Origin of the sequence: Enterovibrio coralii, from assembly GCF_001559595.1 — a bacterium.
Lineage (GTDB): Bacteria > Pseudomonadota > Gammaproteobacteria > Enterobacterales > Vibrionaceae > Enterovibrio > Enterovibrio coralii.
This window is the reverse complement of record NZ_LNTY01000006.1, coordinates 323,505-342,743: the sequence shown is the minus strand read 5'-3', so window position 1 is coordinate 342,743 and position 19,239 is coordinate 323,505. Positions and strand designations below refer to the sequence as shown.

The following is a 19,239-nucleotide window of genomic DNA, read 5'->3' as shown; positions in this document are numbered from 1 at the left end:
GCCAGCATCTGCTGGCTTTTTCTCATTTGGTTTGCTTACTTGATGACGGATATGAGTGCGTCTGCAAGATAATCAATTCGCGCTTCGGTCAAACCCGCAATGTTGATTCGACTGTCACCTACCGCATAAATACCAAAATCATCTCTCAAGGTTTGGATCTGTTCCGGTGCCATGCCCAGCATTGAGAACATGCCTTTGTGCTGCTTGATGAAATCAAAACGCGTGTCGCCGCATCGCGCCGCCAGTGCAGCACTCAAACCTTCACGTAATGTCACAATGCGATTTCGCATCACGTCCAGCTCTGTTTTCCATTCTTGTGTTAACGCATCGCTAGAAAGAATGGTTTCAACAATCGCTGCACCGTGATCAGGTGGCATGGTATAGGTGGAACGCGCCAGTTGAAGAATACGGCCTTTAGCATTCATTGCTTCTTTGGCGTTTTTGCCAATCACAATCGCCGCCCCCGTACGTTCACGGTAAAGACCGAAGTTTTTCGAACAAGATGTCGCGATCAGCATTTCTTCAACGCTGTCGGACAGCAATCTTACCCCGTAGCATCTTCTTCCAGACCCGCACCAAAACCTTGGTATGCGATGTCAACGAAAGGAATAAAGCCATTCTTTTGCGCCAATGCTGCAATTGCCTGCCAATGCTCAGGACGAATATCTGCGCCCGTCGGGTTATGACAACAACCGTGAAGTAGTACAACATCATCAGGCCCTGCTGTAGACAGTGCATCCAGCATGGCATCCGCATCGACCGTTTTCGTCTCTACATTAAAGTAAGGGTAAAACTTCACGGTCAAACCAGCGGCTTCCATTACAGGTTTGTGGTTTACATAGCTTGGGTTGCTAATCCACACCGTAGTAATAGGTTTTGCCAAATACATCAGGTCTGCCAGCATACGCAATGCACCACTTGCTCCAGGCGTTTGCACGGCAGCAGAACGCTCGTAGCCCGCAGTGCCTTTAAGCAGCAAATCTGTCATTGCCTGATTGAAGCCTTCGCTTCCTGCCAATCCCACGTAGCTTTTTGTTGTTTGGGTATCCGCTAAAACGTGTTGTGCAGACTTGACCGCTTGCATGATCGGCGTGGCACCTTGGCTGTCTTTGTAGACGCCAATACCCAAATCCATTTTTTCTTCACGCGGGTCTTCTCTGAATGCAACGGAAAGCGAGAGGATGGGATCCTGCTGGGCAGGAGAAAGCAGGTTAAACATGAGATAACTTCCTTATCGAACACCTAATCCCTTGTATGTATAACGAAAGGCCGCATGGGTGCAAGTAAAAATACCCGTTTGAGAAAATTACTCTCCTGCCTTATCGGTTTCTTTGGGGGTAGCTCCACGACTTTTGAAAGTGACTGATGCAATCATCATCCTTGTCTTTACACACAAAAAAACCGCCATCAGGCGGTTTCTTTTTTAACGCTTATGCGCAGCACTTTTTATATTTTTTGCCGCTGCCACAAGAGCATGGATCGTTACGATTTGGCGTCTTTTCAAAACGGGTGGTCTTTGGCTTGTTCAGAACCGTATCCAGCTCAATTGTGTTTTCTTCTTTCGTTTCATCCACGACAACATTTGCTACCAGTCCGTGCTCCGCAACCAGTGCCTCGATTTCTGCTTTACGTGCTTCAGACTTCACAACCACGGATACAGGTGCTTCTTCTGTTCCTGCTTTCACGTCGCGGTTAACGTTGTAGCCAGAAATAACGTGGTTTAAGCGCGTTTCGATACGGCCTTTAAAAAAACATTTTGACATGGGATGCTCGCATGTTGAGGGGTAACGCAAATGAGCAGGGGATTATACCCAACTGGGCAGGTTGATAAAGCAGTTATAACAATAAGCGGTGTAAAAAGCATTTTGCATACTCTCTACCACACCGCATTCATCCAGTTCACAATCTGTAGCCACTTGAAAAAGAGAGAATGTCTTCCCTCTCTTTAACCTTATTGATGGCCTTCTAGTTCAGGTTTTGGCTGCACAAACTTACGGCTAACATCGACCATCGCAGTGCCTTTCAGGTAGCTTCGTCCCAACAGCACTGGGAAAATCAGGTGCTGCCTGTCCCTCAATGTAAACTGTGTTTTTTCGGTCACATCACCAATCGTAATGGGCAGTTGAACGACATAACGACGATCATAGCCTTCTGCGCTTGATTGGATGATACGTACCGTTCGCACAACTGGGCGCTCTATCTCTCGGCTTTCTCGTCCGCCATGAGCGAGTCTAAACTTCACCCATTTCTCACCATCTTTCTCAAACGATTCAATATCAATCGCACTAATAGATGACGTAGTTGCACCCGTGTCTACGCGAGCCTTGAGCACTTCCCCAACGGGGTCGACTTTGACCCATTCTTGCTCGCCCATAATAAGTTTGCCATCGGGTGCATGTTCATAATGCTGGGTATCTGCATTTGATGCAGCAAATGACAATGGGCTTAAGCAAAGCATGAAAAAGAAGGCGACAAATTTGTACTTCATAAACGTGTCCTTTCTATGAGGATTCAAATGGTTGTAAACCCAAGTAACCTCTGAATTCGAGCATTTTCAGATTGTTTGGGTATAGGGTTTAGACGCAGTTTTTGGTGCAAGTTCCCCAAAAAATAACGCCGCTATTATAAAGCGGCGTCAGAGAACTATATAAGAGTAGGCTGAATGGTGTGTTAACGGGATGTCAGACGATGAACAACTTGATTTGAACTTCCTCGCCAAGGCAAGGAAGGATCAGCCAACTCTTTCTCATATTTGCCGTCAACGACGACATCGACATGGTCAATGACTTCTCGTTGTGCCTCAGTGAGTTGTTCCAGTGTGTATCCCGTCCAAAGCCAGATATCTTTCCCATCACATTCCGATTTTACGCGCTGAACCAGCTTCAGCACCGCCGCCACATTCGCAGGATGTAACGGGTCTCCGCCACTAAGAGACAACCCACGTCGTTTGATGCGTGTGTCATTAAGATCCGCAATGATCTTGTCTTCCATTGACTGATCAAATACCGAACCCGAATTTAGTGACCATGTTGACTGGTTATAACAGCCTCGGCACTGATGTTCGCACCCTGCAACAAACAGCGTGCAACGTGTGCCTTCGCCATTAACGACATCAACGGGATAATATTGATGGAAATTCATCTTAACCTTACATGTGTTTAACGCGGCGTTTCACTTCTTCCTGTTTACCGTCATTGAATGGGCGTGCATCCGGGCTTCCCAAGTAACCACATACACGACGAGTCACAGACACTTTCGTAGAATCGTGGTTGCCACAGCTTGGACAAACAAAGCCTTTACTTGAACAATCAAACTCTCCAGTAAAGCCACACTCGTAGCACTCATCGATAGGCGTGTTGGTGCCATAGTATGGAACACGCTCGTAGCTGTAATCCCAAACGTTTTCGAGTGCTTCAACGTTGTGTTGAATATTTGGATATTCGCCGTAACAGATGAAACCGCCGTTTGCGATAGATGGGTACGGCATTTCGAAATCGATTTTATCGTAAGGGTTAACCTTTTTCTCAACATCCAAGTGGAAGCTGTTGGTGTAGTAGCCCTTGTCCGTCACACCTTCAACAACACCGAAGTCTTTCGCATCAATCTTACAGAAGCGGCTACACAGGTTTTCACTTGGCGTGCTGTAAAGGCTAAAGCCATAACCGGTTTCTTTCTTCCAGCTATCGGTTGCTTTACGCAGGTATTCTACCACTTCAATTGCTTTCTGACGCAGCGTTTCGGAGTCATAAACATGTTCCGCATTGCCATAAAGCGCGTTTACTGTCTCATGGATACCGATGTAACCCAGAGAAATAGAAGCACGACCGTTTTTGAAGATCTCGCTGATATCATCATCTGGATTCAGGCGAACCCCACATGCGCCTTCCATGTATAGGATTGGTGCGACGCGTGCTTTCACGCCTTGCAGACGCGCAATACGTGTGTCCAAACCTTCACGGGAAACCGCCAGAATTTCATCAAGTAAACGGTAGAACTCAGCTTCATCACCTTGAGCTCGCATTGCGATTCGAGGCAGGTTGATACTGATAACACCTAGGTTATTACGACCTTCGTGGATCAGCTCTCCATTTTCTTCATAGGTGGACAGGAAGCTGCGGCAACCCATTGGGGTCTTGAATGAACCAGTCACTTCAACCACGCGGTCGTAGTTCAAGATATCTGGGTACATGCGCTTAGATGCACATTCCAACGCCAGCTTCTTGATGTCATAGTTTGGCTCGCCCTCTTTCAGGTTCAGGCCAGACTTCAAGCTAAATACCAGTTTCGGGAATACCGCTGTTTTACGGTTTTTACCCAAACCAGCAATACGGTTACGCAGGATCGAACGTTGGATCATACGCGCAGCCCACGACTCGCCCAAACCAAAACCAAAGGTCACGAAAGGCGTTTGGCCGTTTGCCGTGTGAAGTGTGTTTACTTCGTACTCCAGAGATTGGAATGCGTCGTAACATTCTTTTTCAGTGCGCGCTTTTGCGTATTCTTCGGCGTTAGGTACATCCCACTCACGTGCGACTTCGAGGTGTTTCTCGTAGCTGATTTCAACGTAAGGAGCCAGTACTTCATCGATGCGGTTGATGGTTGTGCCGCCGTAAATATGGCTAGCAACTTGCGCGATGATTTGAGCAGTCACTGCTGTCGCGGTTTGAATTGACTTAGGTGTGTCAATTTCCGCATTACCCATTTTAAAGCCATGGGTCAGCATGTTCTCAAGATCAACCAACATACAGTTGAACATTGGGAAGAAGGGCGCGTAGTCCAAATCGTGGTAGTGAATGTCACCCATTTCATGAGCACGAACCACGGATTTCGGCAGCATGTATTGCTTCGCGTAGTGCTTAGCAACAATACCCGCCAACAGGTCGCGTTGCGTTGGGATGACCTTGCTGTCTTTGTTTGCGTTTTCGTTGAGGATGTCTGAGTTCGTTTGTTCCACCAAACCACGGATTTCGTTGCTCAGACGGCTTTTCTTCTCACGCACGCTATCACGGTCGTGACGGTACTCAATGTACGCGCGCGCAACAGCCTTGTATGGGCCTGCCATCAAGTGATTTTCCACCGCATCTTGAATTTGGTGGATCTCAACTTCTTCCATACGCATAAATTGAGATAGCACGCCATCTGCTACAGCCGCTGCATAGGCTTGATCCATGTCTTCTACAGCATCAGCAGCACTTAAAACAGCTTCTTCAATGCGCTTGCGCTGGAAAGGTACGCGGCATCCATCGCGTTTGATGACAACAGGTTTCACAAATAGCTCCTCAACAAAATGCCCACATATAGTGGGTAGAGATAGGGTTTGATCGCGCTAATGTGGGAGCGGAAGCGTCTGGAAATCCGGCACCTTTTGCTCGATTAATGCCCGAAACTTGCTCCTTGATCCACATTGATAGAGTGAATAAAAGCCGCTTTACACACAAATGAGAGCAGCGTCAAGAAATACAAAATGTAGGGGCATTTACACATAGGGATACAATATGTGGTGCATTAGACGATTTCGGTGGAGCTAATACTTTGATTTAGATCATGGCATCCATGCATGCGATTTTTATCTATTCGATTACTGTGGAATAAATTCAATTATCGAAAAAAGTATGTAAAAAAATCCAACACGGCACTCAAATTCACCATGTTGTAAGACAGCCATGGTAACTATGTTCTAGTATCCGGTTACAGTGCGCATCTCATGACGGTTTTTGATTTTACCCAAACTAAGGAGGAGGTTCAGTCGCAGGCACATCTCGTCAGCCAGACGCCATTGATAACAAAAATATACACACCAAAAGAAGTGTGAAAGAAAACAAAACCCTTAAGCAGGACCACCTACTGAATGACATTTCGACGCCCTATTCCCTCTAAATTTTTCCGAACAGTCATCATGGCGATAGTCGTCGCGTTTTCTTTAAACGTGAAAAACGCGCTCGCCTCTTTGACCATAGCGACGTGGAACATGGAATGGCTCACCGATAAAGACGACATCATTCAGGCAAGCGTTCTAACGATGACTATTTGATGATGCAAACCGTCGTGTCAGTACTCAATGCCGATTTGTTAGCATTTCAGGAAGTTGACAGCGTAGATGCACTGTCACGAGTTATTGACCCCGATGAATACAACTTTTACTTTTCAGATCGCGCCAAGTACCACCAGAAAAGCCGTGGCAGTAATCAATTTACCGGCTGGGCGGTGAAAAAGAACATAGAAGTCATCGACCACGCAGATTTCGCCCCACTTGGCTTACCGACCTTCTTGTCTAAAGGAAACCTTCGCTACGGCTCGTACATCGAAGTGAGAAGAGAAAACCAGCCTCCCCTGCACCTGCTTTCTATACACCTAAAATCTGGATGTTTTGAAACGCCCGTCAGAAGAAACAACAGCTGTAAGAAACTAGAACGTCAGATAGATGCTCTTTCCGTCTGGATCAAAACTCGCCAAAAGCTGGGTCATGAATTTGTGATTGCGGGTGACTTTAACCATTACATGAACACGTCCAACGAATGGGTTTGGGAAACTCTGCAGAAAGAGGCAGGTAAAGGAAACCTGATCAATCTCTCTGAACATACCATCGCCAAATGTAAGGCGCGCCGTTTCAACTATCGCACCAAGCGTTGGGAGCAAGTGGTATACGACAAACTGATAGATCATATCATTGCGAGCCCAGGCGTACTCTCAAGTGATATCATTCCATTAGCAAAGCAATTTCGTTACTCTTACCACTCCGTTGCCAATTACCGATTGTCAGATCATTGCCCTGTTTATGTAGGGCTCTAACCTTATTTTCTGGGTAACTATTTAGTTATTCATACAACTAGCGACTAGAAATCAAATCAACAACTTTTCGATTACTCAGCGCACTCGCACACTACTTCCGAGCCACAAATAACAAAATTAAAACCAAGAAAAACAATCTTCTAGCACGGTTGTTTACAATTCAATTTTTAAACACTTTCAGCGCAAAAACTCGTCGTTTTTTTCTTGCCAGAAACCATTTACTCCCGCTAATAAACAAGCTTATTAATAACAGCGGTATAATGGACTATTCATGGCAACACAAATCTCACCCCAACCCTTAAATAAAAAAAGCTGGCTCGATCGTATAGAAAACGTCGGAAATAAAATCCCAGACATCACGATGCTTTTCCTGTTTGCGACCTTCATCTGCATCCTACTTTCTATGGTGCTTTCGCAAATTGAGTTTGACTACATCCATCCACTCACCAATAAACCTATTCAGGTAGTGAATCTGTTGACGCCGTCAGAACTCATGAACCTGCTTAGCGCAATGGTCAGCAACTTCGTTAACTTCCCACCTTTGGGTATCGTTATCGTAGCAACGCTGGGAATTGGTATCGCTGAAGGCTCTGGTTACATCACAACAGCGTTGAGAAAACTACTGGCTGTTGTGCCTATGTCCGCAGTGACACCTTCCGTTATCTTCATCGGTATTCTGGCGCACGTGGCATCTGACTCAGCTATGTGGTTTTAATGCCTGTCTCAGCGTATATCTTCTACAAATCGGGCAAACACCCATTGGCAGGTATCGCAGCAGGTTTCGCAGGTCTTGCAGGTGGATTCACAGCGTCTTACACGCCTTCAATTATCGACCCAATTTTGGCGGGATTCACTGAATCTGCGGCACGCGTGTTAGACCCGACCTACGTGGTCAACGTCCTGTGTAACTTCTTCTACTCATTTGCATCGACCTTTGCTGTTATCGCTGTTTGTTGGTACGTGACAGACAAAATCGTTGAGCCTCGCCTAAAGCGCACGCTTCCAATCGATGTTCCTCAAGTGGAAGAATCGAATGATGCACTCTCTGATGCAGAAACGCGTGCATTTAAACTCGCAAACTGGACCTTGCTAGGTATCGCTTTGTTGTTAGTCGCGCTGATGGTGCCTGAGTCATCCCTTTTCCGCGCGCCGGATGGTTCACTGACTAGCCCAGCCGCACCGGCGATGAAAACCATCGTTCCACTGCTTCTGATTTTCTTTACCGCTCCGGGCTTGGTTTATGGCTTTGTCAGCGGCAAATTCAAAACATCGAAAGATGTCACTAAGTCGATGGAAAGCATCACAGGTTCGCTGATTTCGTTTATCGTGTTCGCGTTCTTCTGTGCACAGTTCCTTTACTGCTTTGGTAAATCAAACATTGGTAGCCTGATCGCATTATCTGGCGCAGAAGGTTTGAAGGCACTTAACATGCCGGGTCAATTGACGATTTTCGGCGTGATTCTGCTCACCGCAGTGTTGAACATCATCATCACCTCTGCATCGTCAAAATGGGCCATTCTGGCACCTGTTTTGGTACCTATGTTGATGGCAGTGGGAATTTCTCCTGAGCTAACACAGGCGGCTTTCCGCATTTCTGACAGCGCGGTGAACGTCAGTACGCCGATGTTCGCTTTCTACCCGCTGATCATTTCCTATATGCAGCGATACAGTAGCCAGTCTGGTATTGGCACCTTGGTATCTATGATGCTGCCATATACTGTTGCCCTGCTTTTCACACTCATGGCAATGCTATACCTGTTCTGGGGTTTCAATATCCCGCTTGGCTTTAACAGTGGTTACACTTACGGCCTGTAAGAGACAATAAGAATGAAAAATATCGAACAACAACTCATTGATAACTTTAAACGCTACGTCGCTATCAGCAGCCAATCAGATGGCAGTGTTATGACGCTGCCTTCAAGCGAAGGACAGCGTACCCTAGCAAAATTGCTGTGTGACGACTTAAATAGCTTGGGTTATCAAGAAACAGAACTGCTGGAAAGCGGCATTGCGCTGGTTCGTTTACCGGGCAATCTGCCGGATGCAAAGAAAATCGGTTTTATTGCCCACCTTGATACCGTCGATGTTGGCTTGAGCCAGATATTCATCCACAAATCTTGCGCTACGAAGGCTCACCACTTTGCTTGAATCCGCAAGAGAACATCGTCATTGATGAAACGTCCAATCCAGAGTTGGGTAAGTACGTCGGGCAAGACATCCTGTTTTCCGATGGCACCAGTGTATTGGGAGCCGACGATAAATCAGCTATCTCTGTCATGATGACATTGGCGGCAGAGCTGAAAAAGTCTGACCTTCCGCATGGCGATATTTACTTCGCTTTTGTGCCTGATGAAGAAATTGGCTTGCGCGGCGCAAAAGCACTGCCACTTGAAAAATTCCCCGTCGATTATTGTTACACCATCGATTGCTGCGAGCGTGGCGAGGTCATCTACGAAACGTTCAATGCAGGAACGGCTGTGTTGGAGATTTCCGGTATCACCGCTCACCCAATGAGCGCAAAGAATGTATTGGTAAATCCAAACCTCATTGCTGCTGACTTTATCGACTTGCTGCGAGATCATGGCTTGCCTGAACAGACCGAAGGGCGCGAGGGCTACTTTTGGGTCACAGACATTCAAGGCAACCAAAACACCGCGAGAGTGATTGTCGCAATTCGTGATTTCGACCAAACGCAGTATGAAGACCGTAAAACGTATTTGCGCGCGGTAGAAACTTTGTTGAAGAATAAACACCCTAAAGCCGAAATAGCACTCTCGCTGACGGATGTTTACAGCAACATTGCCCAAGCAATGGGTGAAGATGTCGAAGCACTGACGCGTCTCTACCGAGTCCTTGAAGGTTTGGAGATCTCGGCAAAAACCATCGCAATGCGTGGTGGCACAGACGGCTCTGCACTCTCGGTAAAAGGCTTGTTCACACCTAACTTTTTCACTGGTGCACACAACTTCCACAGTCGTTTTGAATTTTTGCCAATCCCGTCGTTCCTCGACAGTTATCGCGTTGCGTTAAACCTAATTAAGGTCGACGCGTAACCTCAAAGGGCGTTTGCAATATTCCTATGCTAACGCCCTTTCTATTTCTTCTTTCGCCTTTCATATCAATTGCGTCTCGCTTTATAAAGTGATCTTCTCCCCAATACCTTTATTTTTATTGGTGTCTAACCTTTTATTTAAACGTCTATGACGTACGTCTGACTTAGGATAGCGACCGCTGTGACACTCTCACTGAAAATAAAAAATGAAGGAACATCTTATGCGCTTGTTGAATGCATCTTTGCTTGCTGCTGCTCTGGCTTTTACCTCTAACGCTTTTGCGAAACCGGAACTTGCACCACTCTCGTTGCTTGAATTTGGTGACTACAAAAAAGTCGAAGAACTCACCATCTATGGCGACATCAACCAAGACATTGTCACGCTTGCTGAAAATAACACGTCTACCTCTAGCGCCGATTTGTACGTCATCGATGACATCAATGAAGACATCGAACGTAACAAGCTTATCGTTTCAGTCTCTTTGTATGAAGATCTCAACGACGGCTTGGTGAAGTTGTAACCATAATTACTTGCTCTTCGTTTCCCCTGCGTTGGTTGACCTTTGTATCCCTGAAAATGTCAGCGGGTCAGAATGAACGCAAAGCTGCATTTTCAGGTGGGTTGGGTATACACTACTGCCACCAAAGGAAAACAATATAATAACGAGCATGACTACTGGAACGCTGAGCAAAATGAAAAGCACGCTGGATAACGGCGTGTCATATTCCTTACCCGTGGGCGACGCCCTTGTGGATCTCAACAGCCTCATTGGAAAGCCACTCACCCTCACCTACACAGGCAACATTTATTGTGATGCTTGTGGCGCAAAGACCAACAAAAGCTTCAGTCAGGGGCACTGCTTCCCTTGCACGAAGAAATTAGCACGTTGCGATATGTGTATCTTGAAGCCTGAAACTTGCCACTTCGCTGACGGAACATGCCGTGAGCCTGAATGGGGTGAGCAGTTCTGCATGACCGACCATATCGTTTACCTGTCGAACACATCAGCCTAAAAGTCGGCATTACACGTGCAAGCCAAATTCCTACGCGCTGGATTGACCAAGGTGCCACGCAGGCACTTCCAATCTTGAAAGTGAAAAGCCGTCATCTATCTGGCCTTGTAGAAGTCGCGATTGCTGAGTTTTTGGCAGATAAAACCAACTGGCGCGCCATGTTGAAAGGCGACAATGTAGACATCGACCTGAAAGAAGAAGCGCGACGCCTTCTGCCTCAAATTGATGCAAAGATTTTCAGCCTTCGCCTTCAATATGGATTTGATGCCGTCGAGCCCGTTCAGCACGACATCGTCAACATTAGTTACCCTGTCACTGAATTTCCAACGAAAATTACCTCACTGAACTTTGACAAAGACCCTGTCGTGTCAGGTGTATTGAAAGGTATTAAAGGTCAGTACCTTATCTTCGATACCGGTGTGATTAACGTGCGTAAATTCACCAGTTACGAAGTGACCGCCGATTACTGATTTCGGTGAGAGACAAAAAAGCGCGGCTCTATAAGCCGCGCTTTTTTGTTTTGAAGGGGTGTCAATTAAGGCCTTGCTGCAATACCCGTTGCTTCACTCAATGCGTGAACATTCTCTTCAGTTTCCAACGAGATACTCCAATTGACGCTGCCGCCACTGACCACCAGCATTTTAGCTGCCGACAGGATTGAGATATCGTCGACTTGCGCTTGAAGTGTGGCTCTGTTCTCTTGAAGCTTCACCATCACTTCGTGCATGTTTGCGATGACACGACCACCTGAAATCTGTAACACCATGGGTCACTTACCTTTGTGTTGCAAAACAGCCATGGTTAGTCGGCTGGTACAAACCAAGCGTCCACGCTCATCAGTCATTTCAATCTGCCATACATGGGTGGTTGCACCCAAATGCACGGCGGTTGCTTTGCCATGAACCACACCTGATCGCATCGCACGAATGTGGTTGGCATTGATGTCCAAACCCACACAGTATTTGTTTTCTTCTACTGCCATGTTTGCAGCGAGAGAACCCAATGATTCCGCAAGAACAACAGAAGCACCGCCATGCAGCATCCCCATCGGCTGATGTGTACGGTGATCTACAGGCATTGAACCTGACAGGCTGTTATCGTCAAACTCGGTGTATCGAATCCCCAAATGCTCCATCAAGGTGTTTTCTGATGTTGCGTTTAATCCATCGATGGATATCGGTTTCTTCCAAATAGACAAAGGTAACTCCTAATACAGCATGCGTGTTTATCGTCATTATCCCTTCTCAACAACAAGATCGCCATGTCTTTCAGCCTGCCGCACGTGGCTTTAACTGTGACAAATTCACCAGAAATTCGAGTAAGCTCAGTAAGGGTTAGCGAAGGTATTCAACTTTGTTAAGCGAAATGGTAAAAGTCTTTAATCAATAAAAACAAATTTGCGCTTTAAAGGACAAAGCGATGAAGCTATCTACAGCAAAGAAAGCAGCTGCGGCTGCAATTATGACGCTTCTTGTTGGTTGTTCGACGTCTCCAACTGGGCGAAGCCAGTTCATCATGGTGTCAGGTTCCGAGATGGCGAGCTTAGGAGCGCAGTCATTTACGCAATTGAAGAGCGAAGAAAAAGTGAGTAAAGACCGACGCACAAACGCCTACGTGCAGTGCGTAACGGATGCTTTGTTGAAAGTCACGCCGCCACAACCCGATTTTGAAAAGTGGGAAGTGGTTGTATTCGACAGTGAGCAAGTGAATGCATTTGCTACCGGGCGGGAAAATTGGCGTTTACACGGGCCTTCTCGACGTCGCTAAAACACCAGACCAACTCTCTGCGGTGATTGGACACGAAATTGGCCATGTCATGGCAAACCACGGTGGAGAGCGCGTTTCTAGCTCCATGGCAGCCAATGGCGCGCTTCAAGTTGCGAACATCGCGCTAGGTGCGTCTGGCACTGCAAATCAAGACATGATCATGGCGGGCTTGGGGCTAGGCGTTAACGTGGGTGTTCTGCTGCCGTTTAGTCGAACGCACGAGTCCGAATCCGATTTGATTGGGTTGCAGTTAATGAATGACGCTGGATTCGATCCTGCACAAAGTGTTGAGCTATGGAAGAACATGGCAAAAGCCTCCAAAGGTGCGCCGCCTGAGTTTTTCTCCTCACACCCTTCCCACACAACACGGATTAGCGATTTACAAGCCGCGATTAAGCAACTCCCGCCGCCAAGAAACAAGGCTCCGGTTTGTGTCAAACCCTGAGGGTCTAACAACGACAAAAAAGCCTGCAGTAAGCAGGCTTTTTAATACTAAATTTCTTATGGATTCACGAGTTAATGCTGTTTAGCCAAAGCCTCAGCCGTGACGTCAGCCACCGAAATAAACATATGCTGCGCTTCCCCACGAAGGTTTACCATTGGGTTTAGCGATACATTTTGGTACATGAAGTTCGCTTCGCCGGTGATTGGTCGTACATTGCGGCAATGGAACAGATACGGTCTTTGTTTCCACACCACAAAGCTTCGGCATTTCAGTTCGAAAACGGGACGGCACTTTGCTCTGAACCAGGCTTGATTGATCTCAGGGAAGACGTCGAACAAGGACTTCCCTTGAACCTTATTTGGATGCTTACCGGTGTGGTGCACCATAAAGCCATTCCACATATGGATCTTAAATTCGCGGTCTACAACGATAAGCCCCATGTCGATATTCTGAACCATATCGACCATCCAGTTGAACTGTTCAAATTCTGGTGAGTCAATCATGGTTACTCCTCATCGTCCATCAGGTAAGCCAGTTTGTTATCAAGCAGTGGCAGCGAGTCATCGACCAGCAGCAACAGCAAGTCACATTTGATGTTTGTTCCGTCAATCGCATAACTCACTTCAATGGTGACGGTTTGTTTCCACGTACCCTGCATTTTCTCAACCAATCGGTCTACAGCGAGGTGCTGCCCGATGATTTCGGGGTAGCTTTGCGCAAACACCAAACCAGCTTGCTCGCCGATCCCCGACAAGAATGCACTGATTAAAACGTTACTTACGTCCACCATAACTTCAAGTTCGTTATCGACCGAACCATTGTCTGGGTAATCCATGATGTCGAGCAGATCTTTCATCGAAGAATCTGAGATCAGCATCAAAGCCTCACCCGCTAAACCTTCACCACTGAATCCCTGACAAATGCCCGACATATTGTCGTTATTTGCTAGGTGGCGCACTGTCATCACAAGCTCACTGACTTCCAGTACGTTGACTTGTGGCAACGGCATGTGAACAAAAACATCGAAGAATCTCGCCAACGAATCGGCCGCGCGTCCCATGGCCACGTTAACCACTTCCATGTACATCTCACGACGACCGACTTTCATGTCATTCAATGAGGCATGCGCAGGAATCTCTGGTGCCGTTTGGGCAGCAGGCTTAGTTGGCGTTTCTACTGTAACAGGAGACGCAGGTTCGTCGGTTTTGTAAGACGCGAGTATTTCTTCTAATTTCTCTGCACTGACAGGCTTTTTAACAAATGCTTTTGCACCTAAGCGCAATACACGTTCCTGTGCTTTCGGCTGAATATCGCCAGAGACCACGTAGACTGGAACGGTAATGCGATTCTTTTTGATGGCTTCTAACGTCTCGTAACCGTCCATCACTGGCATGGTTAAGTCGAGGAACATAACGTCAAATTCTTGAGCTTGCAGCAGTTCGATTGCGACTTTACCATTTTCTGCAAACGACACTTCTGCGGCAATATCGGAAGGTAAGGAACGAGCTAGCTGCTTTCTTGCTAAAGCAGAATCATCAGTGATCAATACTCGGGTCGTCAAAGTGTCTACCCCTACGTTACAGTGATTTTGATACTGAATGCATCAAGAAAAATATTGGTCGATACCAATGAGTTCGAGCGCAAAATATAACGTAAATTACGCACTAATGTCTCATGTTTATGACATTTCTCCCATAAGCATAGTGCGTGTTGAACACTTTATCGCCACGATATTGATTTCTATCGCAGGTTTTGCCGAATCAGTAGTGATTTCACTCGCGTCAATTCAGAAATATCAGGTGCAAACCACGTCGTTTTACTGTGGAATTTTAAAGTCCGCAATTTGTCGATTTACCTTGTCCAAGGCTTGGTTATTTGTTTCAAATTCAACGATCAGTTGTTGGCCTTCTTGTCGCCACTTATTGAAGTTGTCACAGTCCGCTTGTGATACCCAATTCCACGAATTGCCTTGTTTAAACTCTTCGCAAGCCGCTTTACTCAACTCTGCTTTGTGGCTCGCCTTTAGGATGAGCTCGTTTAAGTCGCCGGCTTTTTTAGTCAACAGATGACGTTGCGCATAGAGTTTGTCTGCATCAACAATACGTTTTTTCAGTTCTTCAATTCGTATGTCCAACGCACTGATTTTTGCTTCAAACGACGCAGCCTGGACGAAAGACGCTTGCTTCGCAGCATCTAACTCTTGCTGGAGAGATTGCGAGGTTTTGTCCTTCTCAACAAGTGTTTGATTCAACGCATCAATGTCAGAAGCCTGACTCTCCAGTTTTGCCGTTAACGTCAAAATTTCTTCTCTGGAAGCGGCGAGAGCCAGATTGGCATCGTCCCTTTCGGCGGTTAATGAAGCCAAGGCTTTTTCGGATGAAAGCTGGTTTGAAGACAATTGGTTAGCAATTAAATAACCACTTACCGCGATGCCACCAGCCACTAAAATTGCCAGTGCTTTTTTCGTATTTGTCATTTCGCATTCACCCCATAAAAAAGCTGCCGCCATGATAACTCACGGCGGCAGCCAATTATGTTAGGTTTTAGAAAAAATCCGTTAAGTTTCTGCCAGTTGATTAAACCTTAGTCAGAACAACGTCACTTTGAGGTACGCAGCAACACGCCAGCACTAAGCCTTCTTCTTTTTCGCCTGGGAATAACGCTGGCATATCCGGCTGGTCCACCTCGCCTTCAACCAGTCTCAGTTTGCAGCAACCGCACACGCCTGCACGGCAGGAATAGTCAACCTGAACACCCGACTCTTCTGCTTGTACCAAGATAGGACGCTGATTGTTGCCAAAAATGAACTCGCCTTCGATGGTGATAGACACATCTCTCGCAGGAACATCATCGCCAGACGTTGGCGGCTCAAAGAATTCTTGTTGGATCTTATCTGCTGGAATACCCGCTTGACCCAATAAATCTTTCGCCGAATCCATGAAGCCCTGAGGGCCACAAATGTAGATTTCACGCACCGAGAGATCCTTGATGGTCGAAAGGTGCGCCATGCTGAGTCGACCCGATTCACCTGCCCATGAAGAAGATGGACGGCTCAGCGTGAAGATCAACGTCAGCCCCGGGTGCTGTTTCGCAAGTTCCTTCAACTCATCCTCGAATGGGATATCTTCTTCCGAGCGACATTGATGCCAGAACACCACATCTTCGATGCCGTTATTATCAGCCAATGCGCGAAGCATAGACATCATCGGTGTTACACCGCTACCACCAGAAAGCAGAAGCAATGAGCGGTGCTTTGCAACATCGTCATGGAGATGAAACTGACCGTCAGGTTGCTGCGCTTTGAACAGTGAACCCACATCGAAATTATCATGAAGCCAGTTTGAGACTTGGCCGCCTTCAACACGCTTGACCGAAATGGCCAATCTATCTGGGCGGGTTGGAGAAGAAGACAGAGTATAGCGACGCTGAACGCGACTACCGTCGATGTTCAATTCAATCGGTAAGTGCTGGCCTGCTTTGTACTCTGGCAGCGTGCCTTGCTTGCTATCAAACCAAAACGTTTTGAAATCCTTCGCGACGGTTTCGACTTCTCTGACTTTCAGGTTCAGTTTTGGTGTCGTGTTATCTTCGTATGCTTCTACGTCGCGATATTCCAGCACTTCAATTTTGTCATCGGCCGAAATGATGCCTTCATTCAACGCAATCAAATTCATCCCAAAATTAACGTTGCCCGTGTCGTCTGTACGGAACTGACTGAGTGTGGTGATCGGCTCGCCTGTTGGGCGGAAACGACCCGTTTCAAGGTCTAAGGTCGTGAAGATACAGCGGCTACATGGTCGGGACACCTCAAACACCACGGTACCAATGCGCACTTTGCCCCATGTATCCTCTTCAAAGGCTTCACATCCGGTAGCAACAATATTGGTGCGGAATTGATCCATAGAATGCTTGTCTGGTGATCGAGCGTTTAACGCATCCAGAGAGGCTTCTGAAATCAGCAATACAGGGAAACCATCGGCGAAACTGACTAGGGTTTCTGCGCTTGATGAAACACGTGGAGAGGACTCATGGCCGATATATAACAGCTGCTTTTTTCCGCCGAGCAAATGACTAAACCACGCGTTGGCGGTCGAAGTGGTAGAATAAGCCGGGAATTCATCTTTAAAAACGTTGGTGTCGACTTGCTCCAAGGAAAAGTGTGCGTATTTCAGCATGAGCGGCGACATGGTTGGATGCGTCAGCGTAATTCCATCTGCGTTGATTGAGGCTTTAACCTGCGTCATCTTGGGTTCAGTGCGTCCAGTCACAAACTTGCCCGTGCTGTCTGCCACCATAAAACGACGGTCGAAACTGAAACCTATTTTCTCAACCCAAACGTTTGAGAGGCTGATACCTGCGACGGATTTAACTGGAAAAACATTAAGTTGACTGACTTTAGCACTCACGATGACTCCTATTATTCTACGTTATAACTTCCCTGAGACATTAGAACATAGAATCGTTGGTGAGCTAAAGCCTGCTTCGGCTGCGAAAAATAAAATTCCACACATCCCCTACATATCTGCAACCTGACACTTTTCAATTGCAAGCGATGTATTAGGACTTCGACGCAATAATGTGTTCGAGTCTGTTTGGGTCGCTGATGAGCGTTGGGAATTTTAGGTAGATGTGATGAAGACACGTCAAACACAACGAAATACACGCGAATGTTTTTTCACGCACTTCTTCGCCATCCCACCAAGCTTCACCAGACAGGATAAGCTCCCAGTCTTCCTGGAGTTCTTTTGCCAATGCAACAGCATCATCATGACCGCCCGATACCAACGCCCCGACGCCATCAGCTACACGTTTAATGTCAGACCCTGCGGCGAACAGGTTTTTCAGTGCCAGAATACTGTCTAGCAGACCATCGAGCTTATCTGGTTGTCTCGCCGCACAGAACAAGCGAGAAAACGCAATTCGAACACCACGCGAATCCGTGTCTTCCAATCGCAGACTCCAGTTTTCAAGATCGTCTAAAACAGCATTGGTGATCTCAAGCGGATACTCGGCTTCTTGCACTGTATCGACCCACTCTTTCGCACTTTCGAGTGAAAATGGATCGAGTCGCCAAACCCACTCAGGCGCGACAAACGGAGAGGATTCGGACAGAAAGCACATCGCCATACACAGTGTGATGTTCAGTTCAGTCGACGCTTTTTCATTTTCCGCTTCTTGAACCTCATCAGGCCAATCGTCGTCGTCAAGCAAATCGCCACTATTTACCGCGTACGCGAAGCCGGATTCAAGCATAAAGCCGCTGTCTTTTCGCTTGGCCATTTGGCTTGGAATTTGAAGGACGTATTCGGCTATGGCGGGCGTGTAACGACGCAAGGTTCCCCATTTGGTTTCTAACTCATCAAAGTCGTTAAGCGCTGCATTTCGGAACCCGACAAACAGCGGGATCTGTGCGACCTCGCCATCGGCGACGCTTCGTGCGATTTCCAGCATTTCAAGCACAGTATCTACAAAGATCTCCAGTGAAACCGGACCACGAATACGCATTAAATCGTAGCTGTTGATCATGATTGCCGCAGGCAAGGATGACAGTGTTATCGTCCCTCTTCGGCCGTTCGAATCGGCATAGTGTCCATAAGTTTCACTGGGCGAATTACCAATGGCTTCAAAAATCCGTTCGAATGACAAATCTTCGAGGATCTGACGGTACAGTTGTTTGCTGTTTGGGAGATGAGAAATCGCCGCACTTAAATAGCCAGACGCACGATAAAACAAATGAGGTCGCGTGCCTGCTTTCACCAAAAAGAGCGGGTATAAATCGACAGCTAATGCTGCTAAACATTTTGACAACGAGTCCGTGCCTTTGACGTCCACCAATCGGCCGTCATTCTGCATGTGCCAGACCGTGAAGATATGGTGATTACCGTGTAAGACATGAGGTAAACGGTGGAAAAAAGATTGCTCAATATCACCCTGAGAAACGGCTACAGCACGCATTTGTCGGCACAGTTGTATGTATGATGCCAAGGTGTCTTTTTGCTTAGGAGAAAGCTTGTATTGCTGCTGAAGAACTTGTCGTGCTTCGGGTTCTGAAATATTCAGAATGTAGCTAACCACACGATGCCCCATCGCCTTGACGAAGTTTGGGATTGGTTCTTTCAACGGCATAACACCTCCCGCTCGGAACAATGACTTTTCGCAGCAAATTTGAGTG

Annotated in this window: 16 protein-coding genes and 4 pseudogenes; 8 read left to right on the top strand and 12 right to left on the bottom strand. The window is 46.9% G+C overall.

The window, feature by feature from the left end; all coding sequences use genetic code 11:
- Nucleotides 1-35: 35 nt before the first annotated feature.
- The 5 genes and pseudogenes from ATN88_RS02270 to nrdD form a co-directional block, all read right to left on the bottom strand.
- A pseudogene (locus ATN88_RS02270) lies at nucleotides 36-1,219 on the bottom strand (amino acid aminotransferase).
- A 211-nt stretch (nucleotides 1,220-1,430) separates the two neighbouring features.
- Nucleotides 1,431-1,763, bottom strand: coding sequence for a PBPRA1643 family SWIM/SEC-C metal-binding motif protein (locus ATN88_RS02265; RefSeq protein ID WP_067410790.1), 333 nt, complete (start codon nucleotides 1,761-1,763; stop codon nucleotides 1,431-1,433).
- Nucleotides 1,764-1,951: 188 nt separating this feature from the next.
- Nucleotides 1,952-2,488 carry an ATP-dependent zinc protease family protein gene (locus tag ATN88_RS02260; protein WP_067410786.1) on the bottom strand — a complete coding sequence of 179 codons (537 nt, stop codon included), beginning with the start codon at nucleotides 2,486-2,488 and terminating at the stop codon, nucleotides 1,952-1,954.
- A gap of 182 nt (nucleotides 2,489-2,670) precedes the next feature.
- The gene (gene nrdG / locus ATN88_RS02255; protein WP_067410781.1) at nucleotides 2,671-3,141 is read right to left on the bottom strand and encodes an anaerobic ribonucleoside-triphosphate reductase-activating protein; all 471 of its coding nucleotides are present in this window, start codon (nucleotides 3,139-3,141) and stop codon (nucleotides 2,671-2,673) included.
- Nucleotides 3,142-3,148: 7 nt separating this feature from the next.
- Entirely contained in the window at nucleotides 3,149-5,269 is a 2,121-nt protein-coding gene (nrdD, locus tag ATN88_RS02250; RefSeq protein WP_067410778.1) for an anaerobic ribonucleoside-triphosphate reductase, read from the bottom strand.
- A 579-nt stretch (nucleotides 5,270-5,848) separates the two neighbouring features.
- Between nrdD and ATN88_RS26000 the strand changes: the two genes are divergently transcribed.
- The 7 genes and pseudogenes from ATN88_RS26000 (at nucleotide 5,849) to ATN88_RS02220 (ending at nucleotide 11,325) form a co-directional block, all read left to right on the top strand.
- A complete protein-coding gene (locus ATN88_RS26000; protein ID WP_067410775.1) occupies nucleotides 5,849-6,031 on the top strand; it encodes a hypothetical protein in 183 nt (60 codons plus the stop codon).
- Complete coding sequence (locus ATN88_RS02240) at nucleotides 6,031-6,789, top strand: endonuclease/exonuclease/phosphatase family protein (protein WP_067410771.1); 759 nt, start codon at nucleotides 6,031-6,033, stop codon at nucleotides 6,787-6,789. Before ATN88_RS26000 ends, ATN88_RS02240 begins: the two co-directional genes overlap by 1 nt.
- Nucleotides 6,790-7,060: 271 nt before the next feature.
- A pseudogene (locus ATN88_RS02235) lies at nucleotides 7,061-8,604 on the top strand (AbgT family transporter).
- Nucleotides 8,605-8,616: 12 nt separating this feature from the next.
- Complete coding sequence (locus ATN88_RS25995) at nucleotides 8,617-8,937, top strand: zinc-binding metallopeptidase family protein (RefSeq protein ID WP_198158308.1); 321 nt, start codon at nucleotides 8,617-8,619, stop codon at nucleotides 8,935-8,937.
- Nucleotides 8,934-9,842, top strand: a complete 909-nt coding sequence (locus ATN88_RS02230; RefSeq protein ID WP_232312697.1) for a peptidase T — start codon at nucleotides 8,934-8,936, stop codon at nucleotides 9,840-9,842. The genes ATN88_RS25995 and ATN88_RS02230 overlap by 4 nt, the downstream gene beginning before the upstream one ends.
- Nucleotides 9,843-10,062: 220 nt before the next feature.
- Nucleotides 10,063-10,362, top strand: a complete 300-nt coding sequence (locus ATN88_RS02225; RefSeq protein WP_067410766.1) for a hypothetical protein — start codon at nucleotides 10,063-10,065, stop codon at nucleotides 10,360-10,362.
- 148 nt (nucleotides 10,363-10,510) lie between these two features.
- A pseudogene (locus ATN88_RS02220) lies at nucleotides 10,511-11,325 on the top strand (DUF2797 domain-containing protein).
- 65 nt (nucleotides 11,326-11,390) lie between these two features.
- On the opposite strand, the gene ATN88_RS02215 reads toward ATN88_RS02220, so the two are convergent.
- Together ATN88_RS02215 and ATN88_RS02210 are read right to left on the bottom strand one after the other, a co-directional pair.
- On the bottom strand, nucleotides 11,391-11,621 hold the full coding sequence (locus tag ATN88_RS02215) for a DUF3389 family protein (protein WP_067410761.1): 231 nt from the start codon (nucleotides 11,619-11,621) through the stop codon (nucleotides 11,391-11,393).
- A gap of 3 nt (nucleotides 11,622-11,624) precedes the next feature.
- On the bottom strand, nucleotides 11,625-12,053 hold the full coding sequence (locus ATN88_RS02210; protein WP_067410758.1) for a hotdog fold thioesterase: 429 nt from the start codon (nucleotides 12,051-12,053) through the stop codon (nucleotides 11,625-11,627).
- Nucleotides 12,054-12,274: 221 nt separating this feature from the next.
- Here ATN88_RS02210 and ATN88_RS02205 point away from each other — a divergent pair.
- Nucleotides 12,275-13,067: pseudogene (locus tag ATN88_RS02205) on the top strand (M48 family metallopeptidase).
- Between the two features lie 71 nt (nucleotides 13,068-13,138).
- Here ATN88_RS02205 and ATN88_RS02200 read toward each other — a convergent pair.
- The 5 genes from ATN88_RS02200 to ATN88_RS02180 all read right to left on the bottom strand — a co-directional run bounded on the left by ATN88_RS02200 (nucleotide 13,139) and on the right by ATN88_RS02180 (nucleotide 19,193).
- The gene (locus ATN88_RS02200) at nucleotides 13,139-13,570 is read right to left on the bottom strand and encodes a PAS domain-containing protein (RefSeq protein WP_067410753.1); all 432 of its coding nucleotides are present in this window, start codon (nucleotides 13,568-13,570) and stop codon (nucleotides 13,139-13,141) included.
- Between the two features lie 2 nt (nucleotides 13,571-13,572).
- Nucleotides 13,573-14,628, bottom strand: coding sequence for a response regulator (locus ATN88_RS02195; protein ID WP_067410748.1), 1,056 nt, complete (start codon nucleotides 14,626-14,628; stop codon nucleotides 13,573-13,575).
- A gap of 255 nt (nucleotides 14,629-14,883) precedes the next feature.
- Nucleotides 14,884-15,543 carry a hypothetical protein gene (locus ATN88_RS02190; RefSeq protein ID WP_157490642.1) on the bottom strand — a complete coding sequence of 220 codons (660 nt, stop codon included), beginning with the start codon at nucleotides 15,541-15,543 and terminating at the stop codon, nucleotides 14,884-14,886.
- 100 nt (nucleotides 15,544-15,643) lie between these two features.
- Nucleotides 15,644-17,473, bottom strand: a complete 1,830-nt coding sequence (locus ATN88_RS02185) for a hybrid-cluster NAD(P)-dependent oxidoreductase (protein WP_067410740.1) — start codon at nucleotides 17,471-17,473, stop codon at nucleotides 15,644-15,646.
- 151 nt (nucleotides 17,474-17,624) lie between these two features.
- On the bottom strand, nucleotides 17,625-19,193 hold the full coding sequence (locus tag ATN88_RS02180) for a hypothetical protein (RefSeq protein WP_067410736.1): 1,569 nt from the start codon (nucleotides 19,191-19,193) through the stop codon (nucleotides 17,625-17,627).
- Nucleotides 19,194-19,239 lie beyond the last annotated feature (46 nt).

Coding starts and splice junctions, on each gene's coding strand:
- ATN88_RS02265 (WP_067410790.1), bottom strand. CDS start 1,763: ATGTCAAAATGTTTTTTTAAAGGCCGTATCGAAACGCGCTTAAACCAC.
- ATN88_RS02260 (WP_067410786.1), bottom strand. CDS start 2,488: ATGAAGTACAAATTTGTCGCCTTCTTTTTCATGCTTTGCTTAAGCCCA.
- nrdG (WP_067410781.1), bottom strand. CDS start 3,141: ATGAATTTCCATCAATATTATCCCGTTGATGTCGTTAATGGCGAAGGC.
- ATN88_RS26000 (WP_067410775.1), top strand. CDS start 5,849: ATGACATTTCGACGCCCTATTCCCTCTAAATTTTTCCGAACAGTCATC.
- ATN88_RS02240 (WP_067410771.1), top strand. CDS start 6,031: ATGATGCAAACCGTCGTGTCAGTACTCAATGCCGATTTGTTAGCATTT.
- ATN88_RS25995 (WP_198158308.1), top strand. CDS start 8,617: ATGAAAAATATCGAACAACAACTCATTGATAACTTTAAACGCTACGTC.
- ATN88_RS02225 (WP_067410766.1), top strand. CDS start 10,063: ATGCGCTTGTTGAATGCATCTTTGCTTGCTGCTGCTCTGGCTTTTACC.
- ATN88_RS02215 (WP_067410761.1), bottom strand. CDS start 11,621: ATGGTGTTACAGATTTCAGGTGGTCGTGTCATCGCAAACATGCACGAA.
- ATN88_RS02200 (WP_067410753.1), bottom strand. CDS start 13,570: ATGATTGACTCACCAGAATTTGAACAGTTCAACTGGATGGTCGATATG.
- ATN88_RS02190 (WP_157490642.1), bottom strand. CDS start 15,543: ATGACAAATACGAAAAAAGCACTGGCAATTTTAGTGGCTGGTGGCATC.
- ATN88_RS02180 (WP_067410736.1), bottom strand. CDS start 19,193: ATGCCGTTGAAAGAACCAATCCCAAACTTCGTCAAGGCGATGGGGCAT.